The organism is Gordonia sp. IITR100 (assembly GCF_002009645.1).
GTDB classification, from domain to species: domain Bacteria; phylum Actinomycetota; class Actinomycetes; order Mycobacteriales; family Mycobacteriaceae; genus Gordonia; species Gordonia hongkongensis.
The window spans coordinates 152,467-172,331 of the sequence record NZ_MVKV01000009.1 but is presented as its reverse complement, the minus strand read 5'-3'; the positions used below and the strand labels follow the sequence as shown (position 1 = coordinate 172,331).

Below are 19,865 nucleotides of genomic sequence, written 5' to 3'. Positions count from 1 at the left end.
TCGTCGGAACCGGCGCCCCGTCTCCATGAGAGCCAACCGGTCTCCATGGATGGATCAATGAGTAGGAAGAACATGTCTGCCAACCCCTGGGCCCGAAATCCCTGGTTCGAGACCGTCACCGAGGCGCAGCGCCGGGCCAAGAAGCGGCTGCCCAAATCGGTGTACTCGTCGCTGGTCGCCGGTACGCAGGCCGGTGTCACCGTCGACGACAACGTCCGCGCGTTCTCCGAACTGGGCTGGGCGCCGCACGTCGTCGGTGTGCAGTCCGACCGCGAGATGACGACAACGGTGATGGGGCAAGAGATCTCGTTCCCGGTGATGATCTCGCCGACCGGCGTGCAGGCCGTCGACCCGGAGGGTGAAGTCGCCGTCGCCCGCGCCGCCGCGGCCCGCGGAACGGCGATGGGGCTGTCGAGCTTCGCCTCGCACGCGGTCGAGGAGGTCACCGCGGTCAATGACAAGGTGTTCTTCCAGATCTACTGGCTGGGCAGCCGCGAGGAGATCCTCGCGCGAGCCGAGCGCGCGAAGGCGGCCGGCGCGAAGGGGCTGATCGTCACGACCGACTGGGTCTTCAACGTCGGACGCGACTGGGGCAGCCCCGAGATCCCCGAGAAGGTCGACCTCAAGGCGCTTCTCCGTCTGGGGCCGGAGATCGCGGTCAAGCCGAGGTACGCACTCGATTGGGTCAAGGGCGGGAAGATCAACATCCCCGACCTGACCGCGCCGAACCTCACACCGCAGGGGGTGCCCGGGCCGACGTTCTTCGGGGCCTACGGGTCCTGGATGAACACGCCGCCGCCCACCTGGGAGGACCTGAAGTGGTTGCGCGAGCAGTGGGATGGCCCCTTCATGGTCAAGGGCATCACCCGTCTCGACGACGCGAAGCGGGCAGTGGACATCGGCGCGACGGCACTGTCGGTGTCCAACCACGGGGGCAACAATCTCGACGGCACGCCGGCGACGATCCGCCTCCTTCCCGACATCGCGGCCGCGGTGGGCAACGACATCGAGGTCCTGCTCGACGGCGGGATCCGTCGCGGCAGTGACGTCGCCAAAGCGCTCGCACTCGGTGCCCGCGCGGTCATGATCGGCCGTGCGTACCTCTGGGGTCTAGCCGCCAACGGCCAGGCCGGTGTCGAGAACGTGCTGGACCTCATGCGCATGGGACTCGACGGCGTGCTGATGGGTCTCGGCCACAAGAGCGTGCACGAGCTCTCGGCCGCCGACCTCGTCGTACCCGACGGCTTCACCCGCGCGTTCGGGCACGCCTGAACCGTTCGTCGGGCCCCGGCGAACACTGGGGAGCAGAACTAGAACGTGTTACAGTTCTGCCATGGGACAGTTCGACGGCAAGGTCGTCTACATCACCGGCATCGCCCGAGGTCAAGGTCGCAATCATGCGATCCGGTTCGCCCGTGAGGGGGCCGCGATCGTCGGCCTCGACATCGCGGGTCCGATCATCGACCACGCGACCTACCCCGCGGCCACGGCCGACGACCTCGCCGAGACGATTCGTCTCGTCGAGGGCGTCGGCGGCAAGATCCTTGCACGGCAGGGAGATACGCGCGATCTTGCTTTCCAGCAGCAGCTCGTGGCCGACGCCGTCGAGCAGTTCGGTCGGCTCGACCACGTCGTCGCCAACGCCGGGGTGCTGACCTGGGGCAAGGTCTGGGAGCTCAGCGAAGAGCAGTTCACCGACGTCGTCGACATCAACCTCGTCGGCGCGTGGAAGACGCTGAAGGCCACCATTCCGGAGATGCTCGAGGCGGGCAACGGGGGCTCGATCACCGTCATCAGTTCCGTCGCGGGGCTGAAGGCGATGCCGCTGCAGGCGTCGTACTCGGCGTCGAAGTACGGACTCGTCGGACTGACCCAGACGACCGCGAAAGAGCTCGGTCACCATCGCATCCGGGTGAACAGCGTGCACCCGTACGCGGTCGACACCCCGATGGGTGTGGCTGACACCGAGGCCCACCGGATCTTCGGAATCCCCTGGGTCAACCCGCATTTCACGTCGATCCTCGACTACCATCCGGTCGCCGCGCTCGACGAGATCTCCGACGCCGTCCTCTACCTCGCGTCCGACAGTGCCAAGGGGATCACCGCGGCCGAGTTCCAGATCGACATGGGGCATTCGAAGGTCTGACGCCGCGCGGCCGCGGAAGAACCCTTGCGTTCGAGGGCGAGTGGCCGATTCATCTGCTCCCTGAGGTGCGAGCGAAGCGAGCCACGAAGGGCGACGTGAGTTGTCGCCCTTCGTGGCTCGTCGACCTCGACGCGCTCCTTCGTCGCTTGCTCGGCCCGGCGGCTTTCGCTCCTGGAACCTCGGGGAGCAATGGGCGGGTCGCCACCGCTTCTCCCGCACGGAGAAGCGGTGGCGGGACCCTCAGTCGGCCCAGAGCGTCGACGGATCGGTCGCCTCGGTGGTCGGGCCCGTGGGGGTCTCCGGCTTGGTGCGCGAGAAGCGCGGTGCCACCTGGGCCTGGGTCACGCCGTCGATGTCGACGAGGTTGGCGCGGGCGGCCATGTGGGCGTCGGCAGGTGCCTCGGCGAAGGTGAGGACCGGCGAGGTGCAGGCGTCCGTGCCCTCGAAGACCGCGGCCCATTCGTCGCGGGTGCGCGACTTGAAGGTCTCGGTGAAGATCTCCTTCAGCTTCCCCCACTGGGCGATGTCGTTCTGGTCCGGCAGGTCGGCGTCGGTGAGTTCGAGGCCCTTGAGCAGCTCGGCGTAGAACTGCGGTTCGATCGCGCCGACCGCCATGTACTTGCCGTCCGAGGTCTCGTAGACCTCGTAGTACGGAGCGCCGGTGTCGAGCATGTTCACACCCCGGGTGTCGCTCCACAGTCCGGTGCCGCGGAACGCCCACATCATCTGTCCGAGAACGGAAGCGCCGTCGACCATGGCCGCGTCGACGACCTGCCCCCGGCCGGACACCCCGCGCTCGAGCAGTGCCGCGAGCACACCGACGACGAGGAACATCGAACCGCCGCCGAAGTCACCGGCCAGGTTGAGCGGGGGCACGGGACGATCGTCCTTGCGTCCGATGGCGTGCAGCATGCCCGTGAGCGAGATGTAGTTGATGTCGTGGCCGGCGAGGTTGGCACGGGGTCCGTCCTGTCCCCAGCCGGTCATGCGCCCGTAGACGAGGCCGGGATTGACCTTCTCGAGGTCGTCGGGTCCGAGTCCGAGCCGTTCCATCACGCCGGGACGGAAACCCTCGAGGATCACATCGGCCTTGGCGACGAGGCCGAGAATGGTCTCCCGGTCGTTGTCGTCCTTGAGGTTGGCCTCGACGACGCGTCGGCCGCGGAGCAGAGCATCGGCATTGCGGCCGGGCTTGGGCAGCGACCCCGGGCGCTGAACGCGCACGACGTCGGCGCCGAGATCGGCCAGCAGCATGGCGGCATGCGGACCGGGGCCGATACCGGCGAACTCGATGACCCGGATCGAACTCAGAGGGCCGGGCTTGCCGCTGTCGTGTGGTGTGGCACTGCTCATGGGTGTCGTCCTCCCGATCGTTGTTCGCGCACTGTGTCAGGTGTCACTGGATGCTCTCAGCATTCCACAACCGATCGAACGCTCGTCAGAGTGGTGGTTCGCGACATCTGGACGCGTTTTTCGCTCCGTTTTTCGGGCGAGACCGACACACTCGCAGGCACCGTCGCTAGCATTGGTCGAATGACGGTGCCATCGGCGTTGGGGCAGTGCAACTGGCCAGACCTCGATGGGCAGGTGATCACCCTGCTGGTGCCCCTCGGTTCGGTCGAGCAGCACGGGCCCCACCTCCCGCTCGACACCGACACGCGTATCGCGTCGGCGATCGCCGAGCGCGTCTGCGGGCGATCGAAGGCCTCCGGACTCCTGTGCGCACCGGATCTGAACTACGGCGCCAGCGGCGAACACGAGGGCTTCGCCGGGACCATCTCGATCGGACACGAGGCGTTGCGCGGCCTCCTCGTCGAGTACGGCCGCAGTGCGTGCCGATGGGCGGCGCGCGTGGTGTTCGTCAACGGACATGGCGGGAACACCCGGACGCTGATCGAGGCGGTGACCCGACTCCGCTACGAGGGCCGGGACGTCGCCTGGTTCCCGTGCGCTTTCGAAGGCGCCGACGCCCACGCGGGATTCACCGAAACATCTGTGCTGCTGCATGTTTCGCCGTCCGTCGTGGATCCCGACCGTGCCGTGGCGGGCAACCGGGAGCCGGTGGGGGCGCTGATGGGGGCGATGCGGTCGGGCGGTGTCGCCGCCGTGAGTCCCAACGGTGTCCTCGGCGACCCGGAGGGCGCGAGCGCCGAGACGGGGGCGGGTCTGGTCGACGGGGTGACCGACCGCCTGTGGGCCGCCCTGGAGTCGTGGCAGATCGACGATCTGGGGCGCCTGGGATGACGGCCCTCGACGACTCGGCCCCACGACGCTGGGCCGGGAACCAGGACGCGGACGACGCCTCCGCCCGGGACGACTCGGAGTCCGTCGAACCCGGAGCGCACTCGGACGCCGACGCGCCTCCGGGGCCGCGCACCGATCTGCCCGACGGCTTCCAGGTGCAGATCGACCTGCGCTGTGCCAAGGCGGGCGACTTCCGGTATCTGGTCGGCGGTTCGCCGACGCGGCTGCTGCGCATGTCCGACACCGCACTCGGGATGACCTCCGAGGACGGTCGGATCGAGGTGTGCGACAACGTGACCCGACGACTGGCGCGCGCACTGCTGGACGCGGGGATCGCCAATCCCCGGCCCATGTTCGGGCCGCAGCCGCAGGACGTGACCGTGGTCGTCCCGGTCCGGGACAACCAGGTTGGCATCGATCGCCTGCTCGATGCCCTCGACGGGCTGACGGTCATCGTCGTGGACGACGGCTCCGCGACCCCGATCGTGGCGGACCGGCCCACGGCGCGGGTCCTGCGCTTCGACGACAACCGTGGTCCGTCCGCGGCGCGCAACGCGGGGGCGGAGGCCGCGACGACCGACTTCGTCGCATTCCTCGACTCCGACGTCGTACCCGACCCGGATTGGCTCACCATCCTGCTGACGCACTTCTCCGACCCCACGGTCGGGCTCGTCGCGCCGCGCATCGTCGGATTGCAGTCCGACGCGGCGGTGGCGTCCTCGCTGGCCGAGCGGTACGAGAACGGGTGGTCCTCCCTGGACATGGGACCCGAGGAGTCCGCGGTGGCGCCCTCGACCCGGACCCCGTATGTGCCCAGCGCCGCGATGGTGGTGCGGCGCAGCGCTTTCTGCGGTTTCGACGAGTCGTTGCGGGTGGCCGAGGACGTCGACGCGTGCTGGCGGATGCACGCGGAGGGGTGGCGGATCCGTTACGACCCGGTGGCTCGTGTGGCCCATGAGCACCGCGCCGACCTGCGCTCGGTGCTCTCGCGTCGCTGTTTCTACGGCACCGGCGCCGCGCACCTGGCCTCCCGGCACGGTGACCGGGCGGCGCCGATGAAGATGTCGGTTCCGATGGCCGCCGCGGTGGTCGCGTTGCTGTCGCGGACGCGGTTCGGTGCCGCCCTGGCGATGATCATTCTCACCCATCTGGCGGTTCGGATGCGGCGCCGGCTGGGCGATCTGCCGTCGGCCCCGCTGGTGTCGGCGCAGATGACCGGACGAGCGGCCGGGTTCGGACTGTTACAGGCCGCGGACGCCATCTGCCGTCACTATTGGCCGGTGGCGGTGTTGCTCGCCCTCGTGTCGAAGCGTTTCCGCACCCTCGCCGTGCAGGTGGCGATCGTCGAGGGGGTGGTGTCCTGGGTCCGGGATCTGCTCGCCGATCCGACCAGTCCGCCCACGCTCGGTCCGCTGCGCTACATCCTCATGCACCGGCTCGACGACCTGGCCTACGGTGCGGGCCTGTGGCAAGGCGTCATCACCCACCGAGACCCGGAAGCGTTGCGCCCGGTCATCTCTCGATGACGACGACCGACCGGTCGCTCACCGCTGACGTCGTCATCGTCGGCGCCGGCAGCGCCGGATGCGTGCTCGCCGAGCGGCTCTCGCGGAACCCCGACCGTGCGGTCGTGCTGCTGGAACGCGGTCCGGGAGGCCTGCCGACCCCCGCGGACCTCGAGCTGTCTCGGCTACCGATCGACGACGCCGCCCCGCACGCGGTCCGCCACGACACGAACCTCGGGGTGTCGGCTGCCCGCGGGTCGGCTCTCGGCGGTTCGTCGGCGGTGAACGGCGGGTACTTCCTCAGGTGGCATCGCGACGACTTCGGAACGTGGCCGGCCGGGTGGGGGCTTGACGCCATCGCCGATGCGTACGACGAACTGGACGCGCTCGGCGGCACCATGGGTGTCGAACCCGTCGCCGACGACGAACTCGGAGACGCCGGAACCGCTTTCGAGCGCTACTGGACGGCGCGGGCACCGGTCCGTCCGCTCGCGCAGCGGTGGCCGGTGGTCGGGCTCAACCGGGTGCCGATCAATCGGAGCGGGCTCGCGCGCCGCTCGGCGGCCGACGCGTACCTCGTCCCGGCGCTGTCGCGACCCAACCTCCGGGTCGTGACCGGTTGCACGGTGGACCGTGTGGCGTCGGCCGGGGGTACGACGGTGACGGGCGTGCACGCGGGCTCGCTCACGGTCGGCGCGGGCGAGGTGATCCTCGCCGCGGGCACCCTCGGCACCGCGGGGATCCTGTTGCGTTCGGAGTTGCCCGCACTTGCCATCGAGGGTCGCGCAGGTGCCCGTTCGCTGGGTGCCGGGGAGCATCGAGGCCTGGCGGTGTCGTACGCCAGGCGGACACCGGCGGGGCCGGGCATGGTGTTGCCGACCGTGGTGCACACCGACAGCGGTCTCGAAATACGTTGTTATCGAGATGATTTCGCCTCGTACATTCGTGGTCTGCGCGCGTGGGGTCCAATCGTCGAGGTGACCGCGATGAGGCATTCGGCGGTACGGATCGCCGCCGACGGCGCCGCAGTACGGATGGAGTTCGACGAACCCGACCCGGCTACCGCCATCGCGTTGCGGACGGCGGCCGCGGGAGTCGTGGAGATGCTGCGGGCGCCCGAGTTCGCCGACGTCGTCGTCCCGGGGAGCGTGCGGATCGCCGATCGGGCGGGGTTCTCCCAGCACGCGTGGGGGACGATGCCGATGGGCGTCCGGACCGATTGGCTCGGCGGGGTGTACGGGGTTCGCGGACTCCGGATCGTCGACGGGTCCATTCTGCCCACCAGCGGGCGCAGTGGCCCGCACGCGACGATCATGATGATGGCGTGCCGGATCGGTGATGTCCTCGCGCAACGGTGAGGCGGTCGGGTCCGAACACCTCGCGGTTGCGGCCGGGTCTCTCTAGGGTGAGAGGCATGTCTGCGCCCACGCTGTCCGACCCGGCCGTCCGCGAATTCCTCACCAGCGGCACGAAGACCGGGCACCTCGGATACACCGCCGCCGATGGTCGACCGCTCGTCGTTCCGGTGTGGTTCGTCCTCGACGGCGACCGGATCGCGTTCAACACCGGGGCCACGACTGCCAAAGGCCGTGCGCTGTTGCGTGATCCACGTGTCGTGATGGCAGTCGACCTGCCCGAACCGCCGTTCGGGTTCGTGCAGGTGCAAGGCATCGCGCGGGTCACCGAAGCCCTCGACGAGGTGCGTCGCATCGCGACGATGTGCGGGGCGCGATACATGGGTGCCGAGCGGGCCGAGGAGTTCGGAGCCCGCAACGGGGTCCCCGGCGAGCTGGGGATCTGGATCGAGCCGAGCAAGGTCATCGCGAGCCTTGATGTCACTGCATGACCGCACACATGCGTTCCTGACGCCGACGCTGCCCAAGCAGTGCTGGGGGTTCATGATCGGGTCGGCGCTGTTCGCGCTGGGGTCGGCCCCCGGGCTGGCCCACTTGATGGGCGCCGGGTTCGCCAACAGCTGCTACTTCGTCGGCGCCTGGTTCTTCACCGCAGCCGGATTCATCCAGCTGATCCGCAGCGGTACCGTGGCCGAACTGCGGTCGTCGGCGCCCGGTTCGGTCATCCGTGCCGAATGGCTCACAGCAGCCACGCAATCGGTGGGTACGATCCTGTTCAACGTGTCGACCACGGGAGCTCTGGTCGCGCATACGATCTGGGGCGACCGGCACCTGGTCTGGACCCCGGACGCGGGCGGGTCCATCGCCTTCCTCATCAGTGGCGCGGTCGCCTTCGCCGGCTACACCCGCGCCACCGGACGCCGGTGGGATCTCCGCGATCGGGACTGGTGGTCGGTGCTGATCAACTGGATCGGGTGTGTCGCATTCGGGGTGTCGGCCGTCGGAGCATTCGTGACCAGGGGTGGCGTCACCGCCGACGCGGTGGCCGCGACGGTCGGTACGTTCGTGGGAGCGATCTGCTTCTTCCTCGCCTCATTGGTCGTTCTGCTGAAGCGGCACAACGGGTCCGGCTGAGGGCTCGACGGATTCCCGGCCGGGCTGCGGCGCGTCGGCGTCCGCGCGCTCGTCGACGGCGCTCTGGTGGGCCGAGAGTTCCCGGTCCAGCGCCGTGTCGAGGGCGCGGTCGAGTGCGGCGTGGGCGTTCTCGGTTCCGACTCGGCGCATCATCCCCAGCAGGTTCACCGCCCAGGCGACGTCGTCGTCGTTCTCCGGCAGCCAGCCCGGGCCCTTGCGTCGGTCCACCTCGTCATGCGCGGCAGCGAGCAGGATCTCGGCGGCTTCGTTGATCTTTGCGGTGAACCGTTCGTGGACATCTGCCAGCGCGGTGATCTGCACGCCCCGTCGCACGAGTTTCGCCAGGTTTCCGATGATGCGCGGGTCGATGGCCTCGTACACCCCATCGCGCGGGGTCTCGGAGATCACACCGGCTCGCACGAGAGCCGCGACCTGGGCATCGTCCAGCGGACCGAATCTCTCGTCGAGCTCGTCGCGGGTGATCTCCGGGCGTGACGTGCTCGACCAGTGCTCGTCGAGGATCTCGTTGAGCTCCAACGCATCCCCGATGCGGGCGCCGGGGTTCGTCATGAAGGTGGCGATGTGCTTGAGGGTGAACCCGCTCCCGAGCAGTTTGTTGATGGCCCGGAGGTTACGCAGGTGCTTCTCGGTGTAGATCGCGACGCGTCCGCGCCGCAGCGGCTGGGGGAGCAGCCCGCGTTCCTGATAGCCGCGGATGTTCCGGGTCGTGGTCCCGGACACGCGCGCCAGGTCGTCGATCCGGTACTCGGTCATCCCCTCACTGTAACGCTGCGGTGGCCGGAGTCCGAGCGTCCTGGTGAACGAGGATCCGGTAGTCGCGCAGTTCGACGCGGCGCAGCTGATTGACGTACTGGGTCGCGAAGCCGGGGTACATCGTCGCGTTGAACCCGTCGTCGGTCAGGTACCAGCTCTGGCATCCGGAGTTCCAGGTGGTCGAGGTCAGTCGACGCTGGATGTCCTGGTTGTATCGCTCCTGCGCCTCGGCGCGCACGTCGAGAGCCTTCCAGTCGTTCTCGAGCAGCTGGGTGACCGCTTCGGTGATGTAGTCGATCTGGGCCTCCATGTAGACCAGCGCGGAGCTGTGGCCCGGGCCGGAGTTGGGTCCGAACGTGAAGAACAGATTGGGATAGCCGGACACGGCGACGCTGCGGTACGCGAACGCGCCCCGGCCCCACTCGGACGCGAGGTCGCGGCCGTCGAGGCCGGTGATCGGGATCGGCGTCCCGGTCTTGGACACGTCGAACCCGGTCGCGAACACGATGCAATCGAACTGGTGCTCAACACCTTCGACGGTGCGGATGCCGCGTTCGGCGATGCGGGCGATCGGCCAGGTCACCAGTGTGCAGTTCGGTCGCTGGAGCGCGGGGTAGTAGTCACTGGTCATGAGCAGTCGTTTGCATCCCGCGGCGAAGTCGGGGGTGAGCTGCCGGCGCAGCCACGGGTCGTCGACCTGCGACCGCAGGTGCATTTTGCTGGCCGCCTCGACGACGCGGGTCAGGGGAGTGTTCCAGACGACGCCCAGCGCCACCGTCTCGTGACCCCAGAACCAGAGTGAACGCGCCAGTCGCTGGGTGCCGGGCACCGCCCGATAGAGCCGCTTGGTCGTCGCACGGGTCCGCACGTTCGCGCGGGGCAGGACCCAGCCGGGCGTGCGCTGGAAGACCTTCACCGACGCGGCGGTCTCGACCAGCTCCGGCACGATCTGGACCGCGCTCGCCCCGGTGCCCACGACAGCGACCTTCTTGCCGGTGAAGTCGTAGTCGTGATCCCAACGTGCGCTGTGGATCTTGTGCCCCTCGTAGTCCTCGATGCCGGGGATGTCGGGGAAGGAGGCGTTCGCGAGCGGACCCGAGGCCAGGACGACGGCGCGCGCCCGTACCGGTTCGTGCCCTTCGTCGAAGGTGATGGTCCACAGACCGTCGTCGGCGTTGTACTCCATCCCGGTCACCGTGTGGCCGAACCGGATGTGCGGTCCGATCCCGGAGTCGTCGACCATCGACCGGATGTAGTCGAGGATCTCGGCACTGCGCGAGTAGGTGTGCGACCAGTCCGGGTTGGGCGCGAAGCTGTAGGAGTACAGGCGCGACGGGATGTCGCACGCGGCACCCGGATAGGTGTTGTCGCGCCACGTGCCGCCGACCCGGTCGTCGCGTTCGAAGATCGCGAGGTCGTCGATTCCGTGCTCCCGGAGACGGATCGCCGCGCCGATACCGGCGAATCCGGCTCCGATGATGGCCACCGAGGTGTGCATCACCGCCGCCTCAGGCCGTCGGCTCGTAGGTGAGTTCCTGCGACCACGTGGGTGTTCGGTGGACCAGCCCGAACGGGATGCGATCGGTGAGCTTCACCATCGAGTCGGCGAACAGGTGGTAGGGCACGTTGCCTCGATTGATCACCGCCGCACCGTGGTACGCGACCACCTGGAACATGGGCAGGCGCCGCACGTACTCACTTCGATCTCCCACCGCCCGGTAGCGCTTCATCGCGCTGTACAGCCGTTCCTCGTCGACCCCCATCGCGACGATGTTGTCGCGCATCTTGTTCAGGAGCGGTACATAACTGAGAGCTCCGATCAGGAAGGTCGGCTTGACCCACCCGCCGACGAAATCGATCGTCCGTTTGCGCAACCCCGCGTGTCCGAGGATCTCCATCACCTCGAAGTCGACTGCGAGGTGCCGCGATTCATCGGAGTTGATCCGTCTGAACACCTCCTGGGCCACCGGGTCCTTGACCTCGTCGGTGATGAACTTGATCAGCGCGCCGTCGAGCGCGACCTCGAGCATCGGGATCACAGTTCCCAGAAAGGACAGGGACATGTCGTCGGAGTGTCGGTCGAGCCAGTTGATCACCAGCTGCACGTTGACATTCGGTGACGGGATCTCGTCGCCGTCGAGCATGCCCCACCGGCGCATCAGTGCCAGTTCGGCGTTGGCATGCTTCTGTTCCTCGGCGTGGAAGTGCTCGTAGATGCTCTTCAGCGTCGGGGTCGGCGCCTTCTTGGCCATGGCCGCGAAGCCCCGTGCGCCGACGTTCTCGATCCACATCAGGTCACTCATGAAGGGCTTGAGCTTGGCGTGGAGGTCGGGGTCGATGAGCTCGGCGCCCGGTGCGTCCCAATCGATGTCGATCAGGGCCCATTGACGGTCCTTGATCTTCTGCAGCATGTTGTCGAGGTCGATGGCCATGAGAGTGGTCCTTTCGAGTGGTCGGTGGGCTGAGGTCGCCGGGTCAGGACGACGGCAGGAGGCGGTTGAGGAGTCCGAGTCCGCGGACGTAGGACGCCGGGAAGTGTCGTTTGAGATGCCAGATCACGCGCGCGTCCAGTTGCGGCAGGACGTAGAGACGCCCCAGATCGTGGGCGTCGAGTGTCGATGCGGCCACGCCGGCCGGGGACACCCCGGTCCAGCGCATCAGCGTCCCGGCGAGATCCTGTGCGTCCGAGGTGATCCGACCGTCGCGAGCCACGTTGGTCTTGACGAACGTGGGGCACAGAACCGTGACACCGACGCCGGCGGAGGCCAGCTCGGCGGCGAGTGTCTCGCTCAGCGAGACCACACCGGCCTTCGACACGTTGTAGGGCGCCATCACCGGCGCGGCGGCGAACCCTGCGGCCGACGCGACGTTGATGATCCCCCCGCGGCCCGCTTCGCGCAGCATCGGCGCGAAGAGTTCGCACCCGTGCACCACACCCCAGAGGTTGATCCCGAGCGTCCAGTCCCAGTCGTCGAACCCGATGTCGCCGACCGGGCGGCCCCCGATGCCGACCCCGGCGTTGTTGACGACGAGAGTCGGTGGACCGTCGAAGGTGTCGCGGGTGAACGCCGCGAGCGAGGTCATCGCGGCACGGTCGGCGACATCGCAGGTGAACGCATGGGCCACCCGCCCGGTCCGGGAGGTGACCAGCGACGCGGTCTCGTCGGCGCGTGTCTCGTCGATGTCCGCGCAGATCACCTCGCCGCCGCGTCGGCCGAGTTCGAGCGCGAATGCGCGACCGATCCCGCTGCCGGCACCGGTGACGAGGGCGCGGGCATTCTGCGACAACGGATTCCGGAGGAACCGGCGCCGGATTCCGTCGACCGCGGTGATCATGACGCGTCCGCCTCGGTGGGCGAAGCCGGGGCCGTCGCCGGAGACGGCCGGTTCGCCGCCTGGTCGCCCAGGAACTGCGCCACCCGCCGCAGTGCGGCGTCGGCCTCGGGGCCGAGTCGAGGGAGGGCCTGGAAGACGTGCATCAGGCCCGGCCAGATCTCCAGCCGGCTGTCACCGCCGTGCGCGCGGAGTTGCTCGTGCAGGTGGCGGGCGTCGGCGCTGAGCATCTCGGCGCCGCCCGCCTGGATGAGGAACGGTGGAAGGTGCCGTGCCGCAGCGAAATCAAACGCGACTCGCGGGTCGTCGGCGGCAACGTCGCGGGTGTAGAGCGCCACCAGGCGGGCGGCCGCCGCAGCCGTGATCGCCGGGTCGCGCCGGATGCGTTCCTGGGTGCGCGCCAGCTCGAAGGTGAGGTCGATGAGCGGGGAGAACAGGACGACCGCGGCGGGTTGGGCGGCGCCGCCGTCCGCGCGCCGGAGGGTCAGATCGCAGGCCAGATGACCGCCGGCGGAGTCGCCGGCGACCACGATGTCGGAAGGGAGGAAGCCCTGGCGGAGCAGCCAGTCGAAGCCGTCGGCGACGTCCTCGGCGGCGGTGGGGAATCGGTGCTCGGGCGCCAGACGGTAGTCGACGACGAACACCGGTATCCCGGTCGCGAAAGAGAGCCGCGCGGCCAGCGACCGATGTGTGCGAGCCGAGCAGATGCTGTACGCGCTGCCGTGGACGTAGTAGATCGCGCGGCGCCCCCGTCGGACATCCGGTCCGAGAACCCACTCGCCGCGAATGCCGTTCTCGCGGACCGGATACACGGTTGTTCCGGATGGCGTACGTCCGAGCGTGCGCATGATCGCGGCGATGAGACCGCGCGAGAGTCGGATGCCCAGCGGATTCAGTGGAATCGCGCCGGTGAACGTGCCGAGCCCCCACCTCGTCGCATGGGCGGTCACGGTGGCCCGTGCCGACGCGCGGGTCGGCAGCGGGGTCGGAGTCGTGCTGGTGTGCATCAACTCACACCATCAGCAACCGTACCATTTGTCAATGGCACAATGGATGCGTCAGGGGTGGGCGGTGGGTTCGGGAGCCGCACACACAGCAGACCGGGCCGCGCGAGATGCTCGCGCGGCCCGGTGGTTCACCGCCCGTCAGTTCCGGGTGCTGCCCCCGGGCACGGTGGACGCGGCTTCTGTGGTCGGCGTTCCCGCGGTCTCGGGCTCCGCCGACATCACTTCGATGTCAGCGGTCATGCGAGCGAGCGCCGCGGGTCCGTAGATCAGGCGGGTCGGCACGAACTTCATCCCGAGCCAGTAGAGGAGCATGCCCATGCCCGCGCCGATGAACCATGTGAAGCTGGCCTGATACACGGTGCCGAAGATGACGACACCGATCGGGAGGATCGACGCGATGGCGGTGGCGCCGACGGCAACCGGGTTCCAGCCGTTGCGGTACCAGTAGGCGCCCTCGGGCCTCATGGTGAAGAGCTCGTCCACCTCGATCTTCTGCTTCTTGACGAGGTAGAAATCGGCGATGAGGATGCCGAACAGCGGACCGATGACCGCGCCGAGGGTGTCCATCGTGTAGTGGATCGCGGTCGGATTGTTGAAGAGGTTCCACGGCGTGATGAGCACCGAGCCGACCGCCGCGATCATGCCGCCGGTTCGCCAGCTGATCTTGGTGGGCGCGACATTCGAGAAGTCGAACGCCGGCGAGACGAAGTTCGCGACGATGTTGATCCCGATCGTGGCGATGGCGAAGGTGAGCACGCCCAGCACCGCGGCGGTCGTGTTGTCGATGCGATCGACGATGTGCACCGGATCGGTGATGATGTTGCCGTCCTCGTCGGTGCCGATGACCGTGACCGCCGCGGAGACCGTGCACACCACGAGGAGTGAGAAGAAGAGGAAGTTGACCGGCAGGCCCCAGAAGTTGCCCTTCTTGACCTCGCCGAAAGTGCGCCCGTAACGCGAGAAGTCACCGAAGTTGAGCATCGGACCGGAGAAATAGGAGATCACGAGTGCGATCGCGCTGATCATCATCGTGAACGACGACCATCCCGAGAGTCCGTCGCCGACCGACAGGTCGAGACTGACGTTGTCCCAACCGGCCTCGACGACCAGGTAGGCCGCCAGCGCGATCATGACGACATACACTGCGGGACCGCAGAAGTCGATGAACTTCCGGATGGTCTCCATCCCGTTCCAGAACACGAACGCCTGCAGGATCCACATCAGGATGAAACCCGCCCAGCCGAGCGCGGACAATCCGAGGAAACCATGCTGTTCGACCTCGCCCCAGGGCTCGAGTCCGGGCCAGAACTTCAGCGCCAGGAGGCCGAAAGCGACTGAGGCGAGGTAGGTCTGGATGCCGTACCAGACGACCGCGATCACGCCGCGGATGATGGCCGGGATGTTGGCGCCCTTGACGCCGAAGGAGACCCGGGTCGTCACCGGGTAGGGAACGCCCGCCATCTGGGAGGGCTTCGCGACCAGGTTGCACAGGATGTTGACGGCCACGATGCCCACCACGAGCGCCACCAGCACCTGCCAGGCCGCGATGCCCAGCGCGAAGAGGCTGCCCGCGAACACGTATCCGCCGACGCTGTGCACGTCGGACATCCAGAAGGCGAAGATGTTGTACCACGTCCACTTCTGTTCCTTCAGTGGCGCGAGATCGGTGTTGGTGAGCCGGTCGTCGTAGGTGGACTTGATGACGCTCTCACCGGCGGCGCCGGTGTGAGACGTGGCCGCGGGTGCCTGCGGTCCGGGCGTCCCGGAGGGTGGTGTGGACATTGCGTTCTCCTGGTCCTGGTCAGCGGCCGGGGTCGGAAGTCGTACGGGGCGCACGCTGATGGGAGAAATGTAAGAACGGATTGTTACCCCGCGATGAACGGGCAGATATATTTCGCCGGGGCTCAGTCGTGGCGGACGTCGAGGAGTGCGGCGGTCTCGATGACGGCGCTCTCTAGGCGCTGGTGGTGACGGTGCGCGACGTCGAGGACCGAAGTGGTGTCTCGGTCGCCGAACGCCGCGAGCAGGTCGGCGTGGTCGGTGTTGAGTGCCTGCTGGGTCTCGGCGGTCACCGATCTCATCACCTGGAACGGCTCGGTGAGATTCCAGGTCGCCTCGAACATGTTGAGCAGCCGCGGCATCGCGCACGGCTCGGTGAGAGCGCGATGGAACTCGCGGGAGATGTCGTGAAAAGCCTTGCCGTCGTTGTACTTCACCGCCGCGAGCAGCTCAATGTGGTGTGCGCGTGCGGTCTCCAGGGAGGACTCGTCGATCAAGCCGACCGACCGGGCGAGTGCTGCTTGTTCGAGAGTGCCTCGGACGAAGTAGATCTCGCGTAGCTCCTCGGTGGACAGCTGACTCACCCGGTACCCCGCTCCGGGACGGTGCACCACCAGGCCTTCGCCGACCAGCGTCTTCAGAGCTTCGCGGACCGGGATCGGACTGACATCGAAGGCGTCGGCGATCTCGGCCGGCGGGAGTTGGGTCCCCGGGGGCGCGCCACCCGACAGGATCAGTCGACGTAGTTCCTCGAGCACATTCGCACGTGTGTTGGCCGAACGCGTCTCGGCGAGCTGGGCGAGCAGGCGGTCGGTCATCCGCCGGTTCATCGCGACGACCGGTTCCGGGACGGGTGACGCGCGATCCAGTCGGCGACCGCCTCGGTGAGCCGATGTTGATTGTGCCGCTTGACGATCTCGTGACCCTCGTCGTCGAACATCAGCATCTCGGCCACGGCGCCGCGTGCCTGGAGTTCGGCGACGATCTGTTGCGACTCGCTCACCGGCACGTTGGTGTCGTGCGCTCCGTGGACGACGAGCAGCGGCGCGCGCACCGCGTCGATCCGGTGGATCGGCGACAGGTCGGCGAGGAGTTCACGGTCGAACTCCGGATGTCCGTACTTGGTGTAGGCCGCCACCGCGATCCACGGTTCGGTGTTGCGGAAGAACGACTCCAGGTCACTCATGCCGCAGATGGCGATCCCGGCGGCGAACAGCTCGGGATGGAATGTCAGGCATGCCAGGGTCAGATAACCGCCGTACGAACGGCCGGAGCAGTAGACCGCGTCGGGGTCGGCGATGCCCTGTCGACACAGGAACTCGGCACAGTCCGCGGCGTCGTCGATCCCGGCATACCGTCCGTAACGGTCGTCGGCGTGCGCGAACAACCGGCCGTATCCCGACGACCCGCGGACGTTCGCGGCGAAGACCGTGATCCCGGCGTCGACGAGGGGACCGAACAAGAACTGGTAGTCCGGGCGCGACTGCCCCTCGGGTCCGCCGTGGAAGTAGAGCAGGGTGGGGCCGGGCGCGGCCGTGCCGGCGGTCCGCTTGGCGCGGAACAGGAAGCCGGACAACGGCATACCGTCGCGCGCCGAGAACTCCATCAGTTCGGGCCGGAGCAGACACGACGGCCCCTCGCCGGCGACGACGTCGTCGCGGACCGGGAACACCTGCCGGTTGGCGACATCCACGAGATGAACGAGGGGGGAGTGCTGCGGGCTCGACACCGTCACCGTCACCACCGACCCGGCGGCACTGATCGAGAGATCGGAGGCCACCTCGCCGGGCAGGTCGATGGGCGGGTGCAGGGTCTGATCGGGCAGGGTCATGATCTGCAACTCGCTGCAGCCCCGCACATTCCACAGCAGGGCGACGGTCGACTGGTCGTGGCTGACCGCGAACTCGTCGAGGCCGATGTCGACGCGCTGGGCCATCACCCGGAAGCGCACGCCGAACTTGCTGACCTCGACTCCCAGAAGCCGCGGGAACTTGGCGTCGAAATCGCTGCGCACCAGCGCCTGGACGCTGTCGAGGTCGCGGGCCGGTTCGTTCGGGGCGGGGACGAACACCAGGGAGGAGTGGTCGAAACCCTGGTCGAGGAGGTAACCCTGGTCGGTGACCGCGCCCGGATCCTGTGGCAGCAGCGGGGTCATCGTGATCTCGTCGTCACCCGACTCGGGGCGGCGGCGCAGCAGCAGCATGTCGTGATAGCCCCGCGGACCTACTCGGACGAGGGTGGCACCCTTCCACGAGTCGATCAGCACGCTGCCGACGCGCTGATCGAGGGTGAGTGTCGTCCCGGTCCCCGGATGCACGCGGAGCGCGTGGGAGGTGCCGTCCTGATCGATGGCGGTGATCAGGACCCAGTCGGTGTCCCAGCCGACCAGACCCACCGTGCCGAACGATCGCCCGTCGGGTCGCGTCGCGGCGATGCGATGGGCGGTGTCGTCGTCGGGATCGGTGGTGACGACCCACACCTGGTGGTGCTCACCGCCGCTCGGCGCGATCTCCACCGCCAGCCAGCGACCGTCCGTGGAGTGCACCACCTTTCGGACCGGACCGGTGGATCGGAGCTGCACCCAGCGCAACTCGCCGACGCCGTCCCGCGAGAGCGATCGCTGCGCGGCCCGCGGATAACCGGTGCCCTCGTCGACGATGTAGGCGAAGGCGCTCCCGTCGGGAGAGAGCGAGGCGCCGTAGGTCTTCCAGCCGCGGTCGTCGAAACGGAGTGTGGTCACCGTCGGGCGTTCGCTTCCATCGTCTGCAACCACATCTCCAGCAGGGCGACCTGCCACAGTTCGTTGCCGTCGAGTCTCGTGCGAATCCCGTTGGGATCGGCGAACAGTCGGTCGAGGGCCTCGGGACGGTACAGGCCGCGATCTCGGGCCGCCTTCGACCGCAGGGTGTCCGACACGAGATCGAGGACACCGCCGGTCAGATGGCGGATACCCGGCACCGGGAAGTACCCCTTCGTGCGATCGATGACCGCCGACGGCAGCAGCGCCCGGCTCGCCTCCTTGAGGACGCCCTTGCCGCCGTGCGCGAGTTTGAGATCGGGGGGACACGTGGCGGCCAGTTCGACGAACTCGTGGTCGAGGAACGGGACGCGGGCCTCCAGACCCCAGGCCATCGTCATGGTGTCGACGCGTTTGACCGGGTCGTCGACGAGCATGACGGTCGTGTCCAGGCGGAGGGCGGCGTCGACGGCGGTGGCCGCGCCCGGTGCGGACTGGTGGGCCCAGGCGAACTCGAAGCTGGGGTCGTAACCGGCCTCGGTGAGGTAGTCGTCGGCGAGGATGCCGCGGATGTCGACGTCGTCGCGGTCGAAGAACACGTCGGCGTACGCGCGCGTCGTCTTCTCCCGGGTCACGTCCAGCAGCGGGGGGTACCAGCTGTACCCGCCGAGGATCTCGTCGGCGCCCTGACCGGACTGGACCACCTTGATCGACTTGCTGACCTCCTGCGACAGGAGATAGAACGCGACGCAGTCGTGGCTGACCATCGGTTCGCCCATCGCCGCGACCGTGTCCGGGATCGCGGGCAGCAACCGGTCGGTCCCGATGTGGATCTTGTGATGGTCGGTACCGAAGGTGTCGGCGATGAGGTCGGAGTAGGCGTACTCGTCCCCCGATTCCCCGGCCGCGGAATCGAATCCGATGCTGAAGGTCGCGAGGTCGGTCTGACCCTGCTCGGCGAGCAGCGCGACGACCAGCGAGGAGTCGACGCCCCCGGACAGCAGCACACCGACCGGGACGTCGGCGACCATCCGCCGGCGCACGGACGTCCGCAGCGAGTCGAGCAGTTCGTGCTGCCATCGCTTCTCGTCCCAGTCCCGGCGGTCGGGATGCGGTTCGAAAGCCGGTTCCCAGTAACGGCGTTCGGTGCGGCGTCCGTCGGGCTGGATGGTCATGACGGTGGCCGGCGGCAGCTTCCGGATGCCGTTGTAGATGGTGTGCGGTGCCGGGACGACGGCATGGAAGCTGAAGTAGTGGTGCAACGCCACCCGATCGATGGAGGTGTCGACGTCGCCGGCGCGCAGGAGTGCCTGCACCGACGAGGCGAACCGGAGTCGACCGGGGGTGTCGGCGAAATAGAGCGGTTTGATGCCGAGCCGGTCCCGTCCGAGGGTGACCACGCCGGTGTCGGTGTCGACGACGGCGAACGCGAACATGCCCATGAAGTGGTCGACGCAGTCGGGGCCCCAGGCATGGAACGCCTTGAGGATGACCTCGCTGTCGGCGTGGGAGAAGAACGTGTAGCCCTTGCCCTCGAGTTCGGCGCGCAGTTCGTGGTGGTTGTAGATGCAGCCGTTGAAGACCAACGCCAGGCCGAGTGCCGGGTCGATCATCGGCTGACTGCCCTTTTCGGTCAGGTCGATGATCTTCAGGCGCCGATGACCGAGCGCCACAGCGCCTTTCGAGAAGACGCCCGAGCCGTCAGGGCCGCGACGCGTCATCTCGCAGGTCATGGCGTCGACCGCCGAGACATCCGGAGCCGTCCCGTCGAACCGGATCTCGCCGCAGATTCCGCACATGGGTCGGTGGTCCTCCTCGTTAGCTGTCGTACTCCGGTGCCGCTGGTGCCCT

General features: G+C 68.0%; 17 protein-coding genes. 7 read left to right on the top strand and 10 right to left on the bottom strand.

What is annotated here, in order from left to right; genetic code table 11:
* The first annotated feature begins 72 nt into the window (after nt 1-72).
* Together mftD and B1818_RS14525 are read left to right on the top strand one after the other, a co-directional pair.
* Nucleotides 73-1,272 carry a pre-mycofactocin synthase MftD gene (gene mftD, locus B1818_RS14530; RefSeq protein WP_058252359.1) on the top strand — a complete coding sequence of 400 codons (1,200 nt, stop codon included), beginning with the start codon at nt 73-75 and terminating at the stop codon, nt 1,270-1,272.
* A 61-nt stretch (nt 1,273-1,333) separates the two neighbouring features.
* The gene (locus B1818_RS14525) at nt 1,334-2,146 is read left to right on the top strand and encodes a mycofactocin-coupled SDR family oxidoreductase (protein ID WP_078113118.1); all 813 of its coding nucleotides are present in this window, start codon (nt 1,334-1,336) and stop codon (nt 2,144-2,146) included.
* 240 nt (nt 2,147-2,386) lie between these two features.
* Here the strand turns inward: B1818_RS14525 and B1818_RS14520 are convergent, their stop codons facing one another.
* The gene (locus B1818_RS14520; protein ID WP_058252357.1) at nt 2,387-3,499 is read right to left on the bottom strand and encodes a CaiB/BaiF CoA-transferase family protein; all 1,113 of its coding nucleotides are present in this window, start codon (nt 3,497-3,499) and stop codon (nt 2,387-2,389) included.
* 180 nt (nt 3,500-3,679) lie between these two features.
* Here B1818_RS14520 and mftE point away from each other — a divergent pair, with 180 nt between their 5' ends.
* Genes mftE through B1818_RS14495 form a run of 5 tightly spaced genes read left to right on the top strand, consistent with a single transcriptional unit; the run spans nt 3,680 to nt 8,384 of the window.
* Nucleotides 3,680-4,390, top strand: coding sequence for a mycofactocin biosynthesis peptidyl-dipeptidase MftE (gene mftE / locus B1818_RS14515; RefSeq protein ID WP_058252356.1), 711 nt, complete (start codon nt 3,680-3,682; stop codon nt 4,388-4,390).
* The gene (mftF, locus tag B1818_RS14510; RefSeq protein ID WP_078113117.1) at nt 4,387-5,916 is read left to right on the top strand and encodes a mycofactocin biosynthesis glycosyltransferase MftF; all 1,530 of its coding nucleotides are present in this window, start codon (nt 4,387-4,389) and stop codon (nt 5,914-5,916) included. Before mftE ends, mftF begins: the two co-directional genes overlap by 4 nt.
* Entirely contained in the window at nt 5,913-7,253 is a 1,341-nt protein-coding gene (mftG, locus tag B1818_RS14505; RefSeq protein WP_078113116.1) for a mycofactocin system GMC family oxidoreductase MftG, read from the top strand. Before mftF ends, mftG begins: the two co-directional genes overlap by 4 nt.
* 56 nt (nt 7,254-7,309) lie before the next feature.
* Nucleotides 7,310-7,741: a PPOX class F420-dependent oxidoreductase gene (locus B1818_RS14500; protein ID WP_078113115.1), complete on the top strand. Its 432-nt coding sequence runs from the start codon at nt 7,310-7,312 to the stop codon at nt 7,739-7,741.
* Nucleotides 7,728-8,384 carry a hypothetical protein gene (locus B1818_RS14495; RefSeq protein WP_176455926.1) on the top strand — a complete coding sequence of 219 codons (657 nt, stop codon included), beginning with the start codon at nt 7,728-7,730 and terminating at the stop codon, nt 8,382-8,384. The genes B1818_RS14500 and B1818_RS14495 overlap by 14 nt, the downstream gene beginning before the upstream one ends.
* Here B1818_RS14495 and B1818_RS14490 read toward each other — a convergent pair.
* From B1818_RS14490 to B1818_RS14450, 9 genes are all read right to left on the bottom strand, one after another.
* The gene (locus tag B1818_RS14490) at nt 8,343-9,158 is read right to left on the bottom strand and encodes a MerR family transcriptional regulator (RefSeq protein ID WP_242697054.1); all 816 of its coding nucleotides are present in this window, start codon (nt 9,156-9,158) and stop codon (nt 8,343-8,345) included. The genes B1818_RS14495 and B1818_RS14490 overlap by 42 nt on opposite strands.
* A 4-nt stretch (nt 9,159-9,162) precedes the next feature.
* The gene (locus tag B1818_RS14485; protein WP_078113114.1) at nt 9,163-10,656 is read right to left on the bottom strand and encodes an NAD(P)/FAD-dependent oxidoreductase; all 1,494 of its coding nucleotides are present in this window, start codon (nt 10,654-10,656) and stop codon (nt 9,163-9,165) included.
* Nucleotides 10,657-10,666: 10 nt separating this feature from the next.
* On the bottom strand, nt 10,667-11,590 hold the full coding sequence (locus B1818_RS14480) for a hypothetical protein (RefSeq protein ID WP_058252351.1): 924 nt from the start codon (nt 11,588-11,590) through the stop codon (nt 10,667-10,669).
* 43 nt (nt 11,591-11,633) lie between these two features.
* Entirely contained in the window at nt 11,634-12,494 is an 861-nt protein-coding gene (locus B1818_RS14475; RefSeq protein WP_058252350.1) for an SDR family NAD(P)-dependent oxidoreductase, read from the bottom strand.
* Nucleotides 12,491-13,498 carry an alpha/beta hydrolase gene (locus B1818_RS14470; RefSeq protein ID WP_058252349.1) on the bottom strand — a complete coding sequence of 336 codons (1,008 nt, stop codon included), beginning with the start codon at nt 13,496-13,498 and terminating at the stop codon, nt 12,491-12,493. The genes B1818_RS14475 and B1818_RS14470 overlap by 4 nt, the downstream gene beginning before the upstream one ends.
* A gap of 138 nt (nt 13,499-13,636) precedes the next feature.
* Nucleotides 13,637-15,280: an NCS1 family nucleobase:cation symporter-1 gene (locus B1818_RS14465; protein ID WP_078113113.1), complete on the bottom strand. Its 1,644-nt coding sequence runs from the start codon at nt 15,278-15,280 to the stop codon at nt 13,637-13,639.
* Nucleotides 15,281-15,402: 122 nt separating this feature from the next.
* Nucleotides 15,403-16,095, bottom strand: coding sequence for a GntR family transcriptional regulator (locus tag B1818_RS14460; RefSeq protein WP_078113145.1), 693 nt, complete (start codon nt 16,093-16,095; stop codon nt 15,403-15,405).
* Nucleotides 16,096-16,103: 8 nt separating this feature from the next.
* Nucleotides 16,104-18,017, bottom strand: coding sequence for a S9 family peptidase (locus B1818_RS14455; protein WP_078113112.1), 1,914 nt, complete (start codon nt 18,015-18,017; stop codon nt 16,104-16,106).
* Entirely contained in the window at nt 18,014-19,813 is a 1,800-nt protein-coding gene (locus B1818_RS14450) for an N-acetylglutaminylglutamine amidotransferase (RefSeq protein WP_078113111.1), read from the bottom strand. Before B1818_RS14450 ends, B1818_RS14455 begins: the two co-directional genes overlap by 4 nt.
* Between the last annotated feature and the right edge of the window lie 52 nt (nt 19,814-19,865).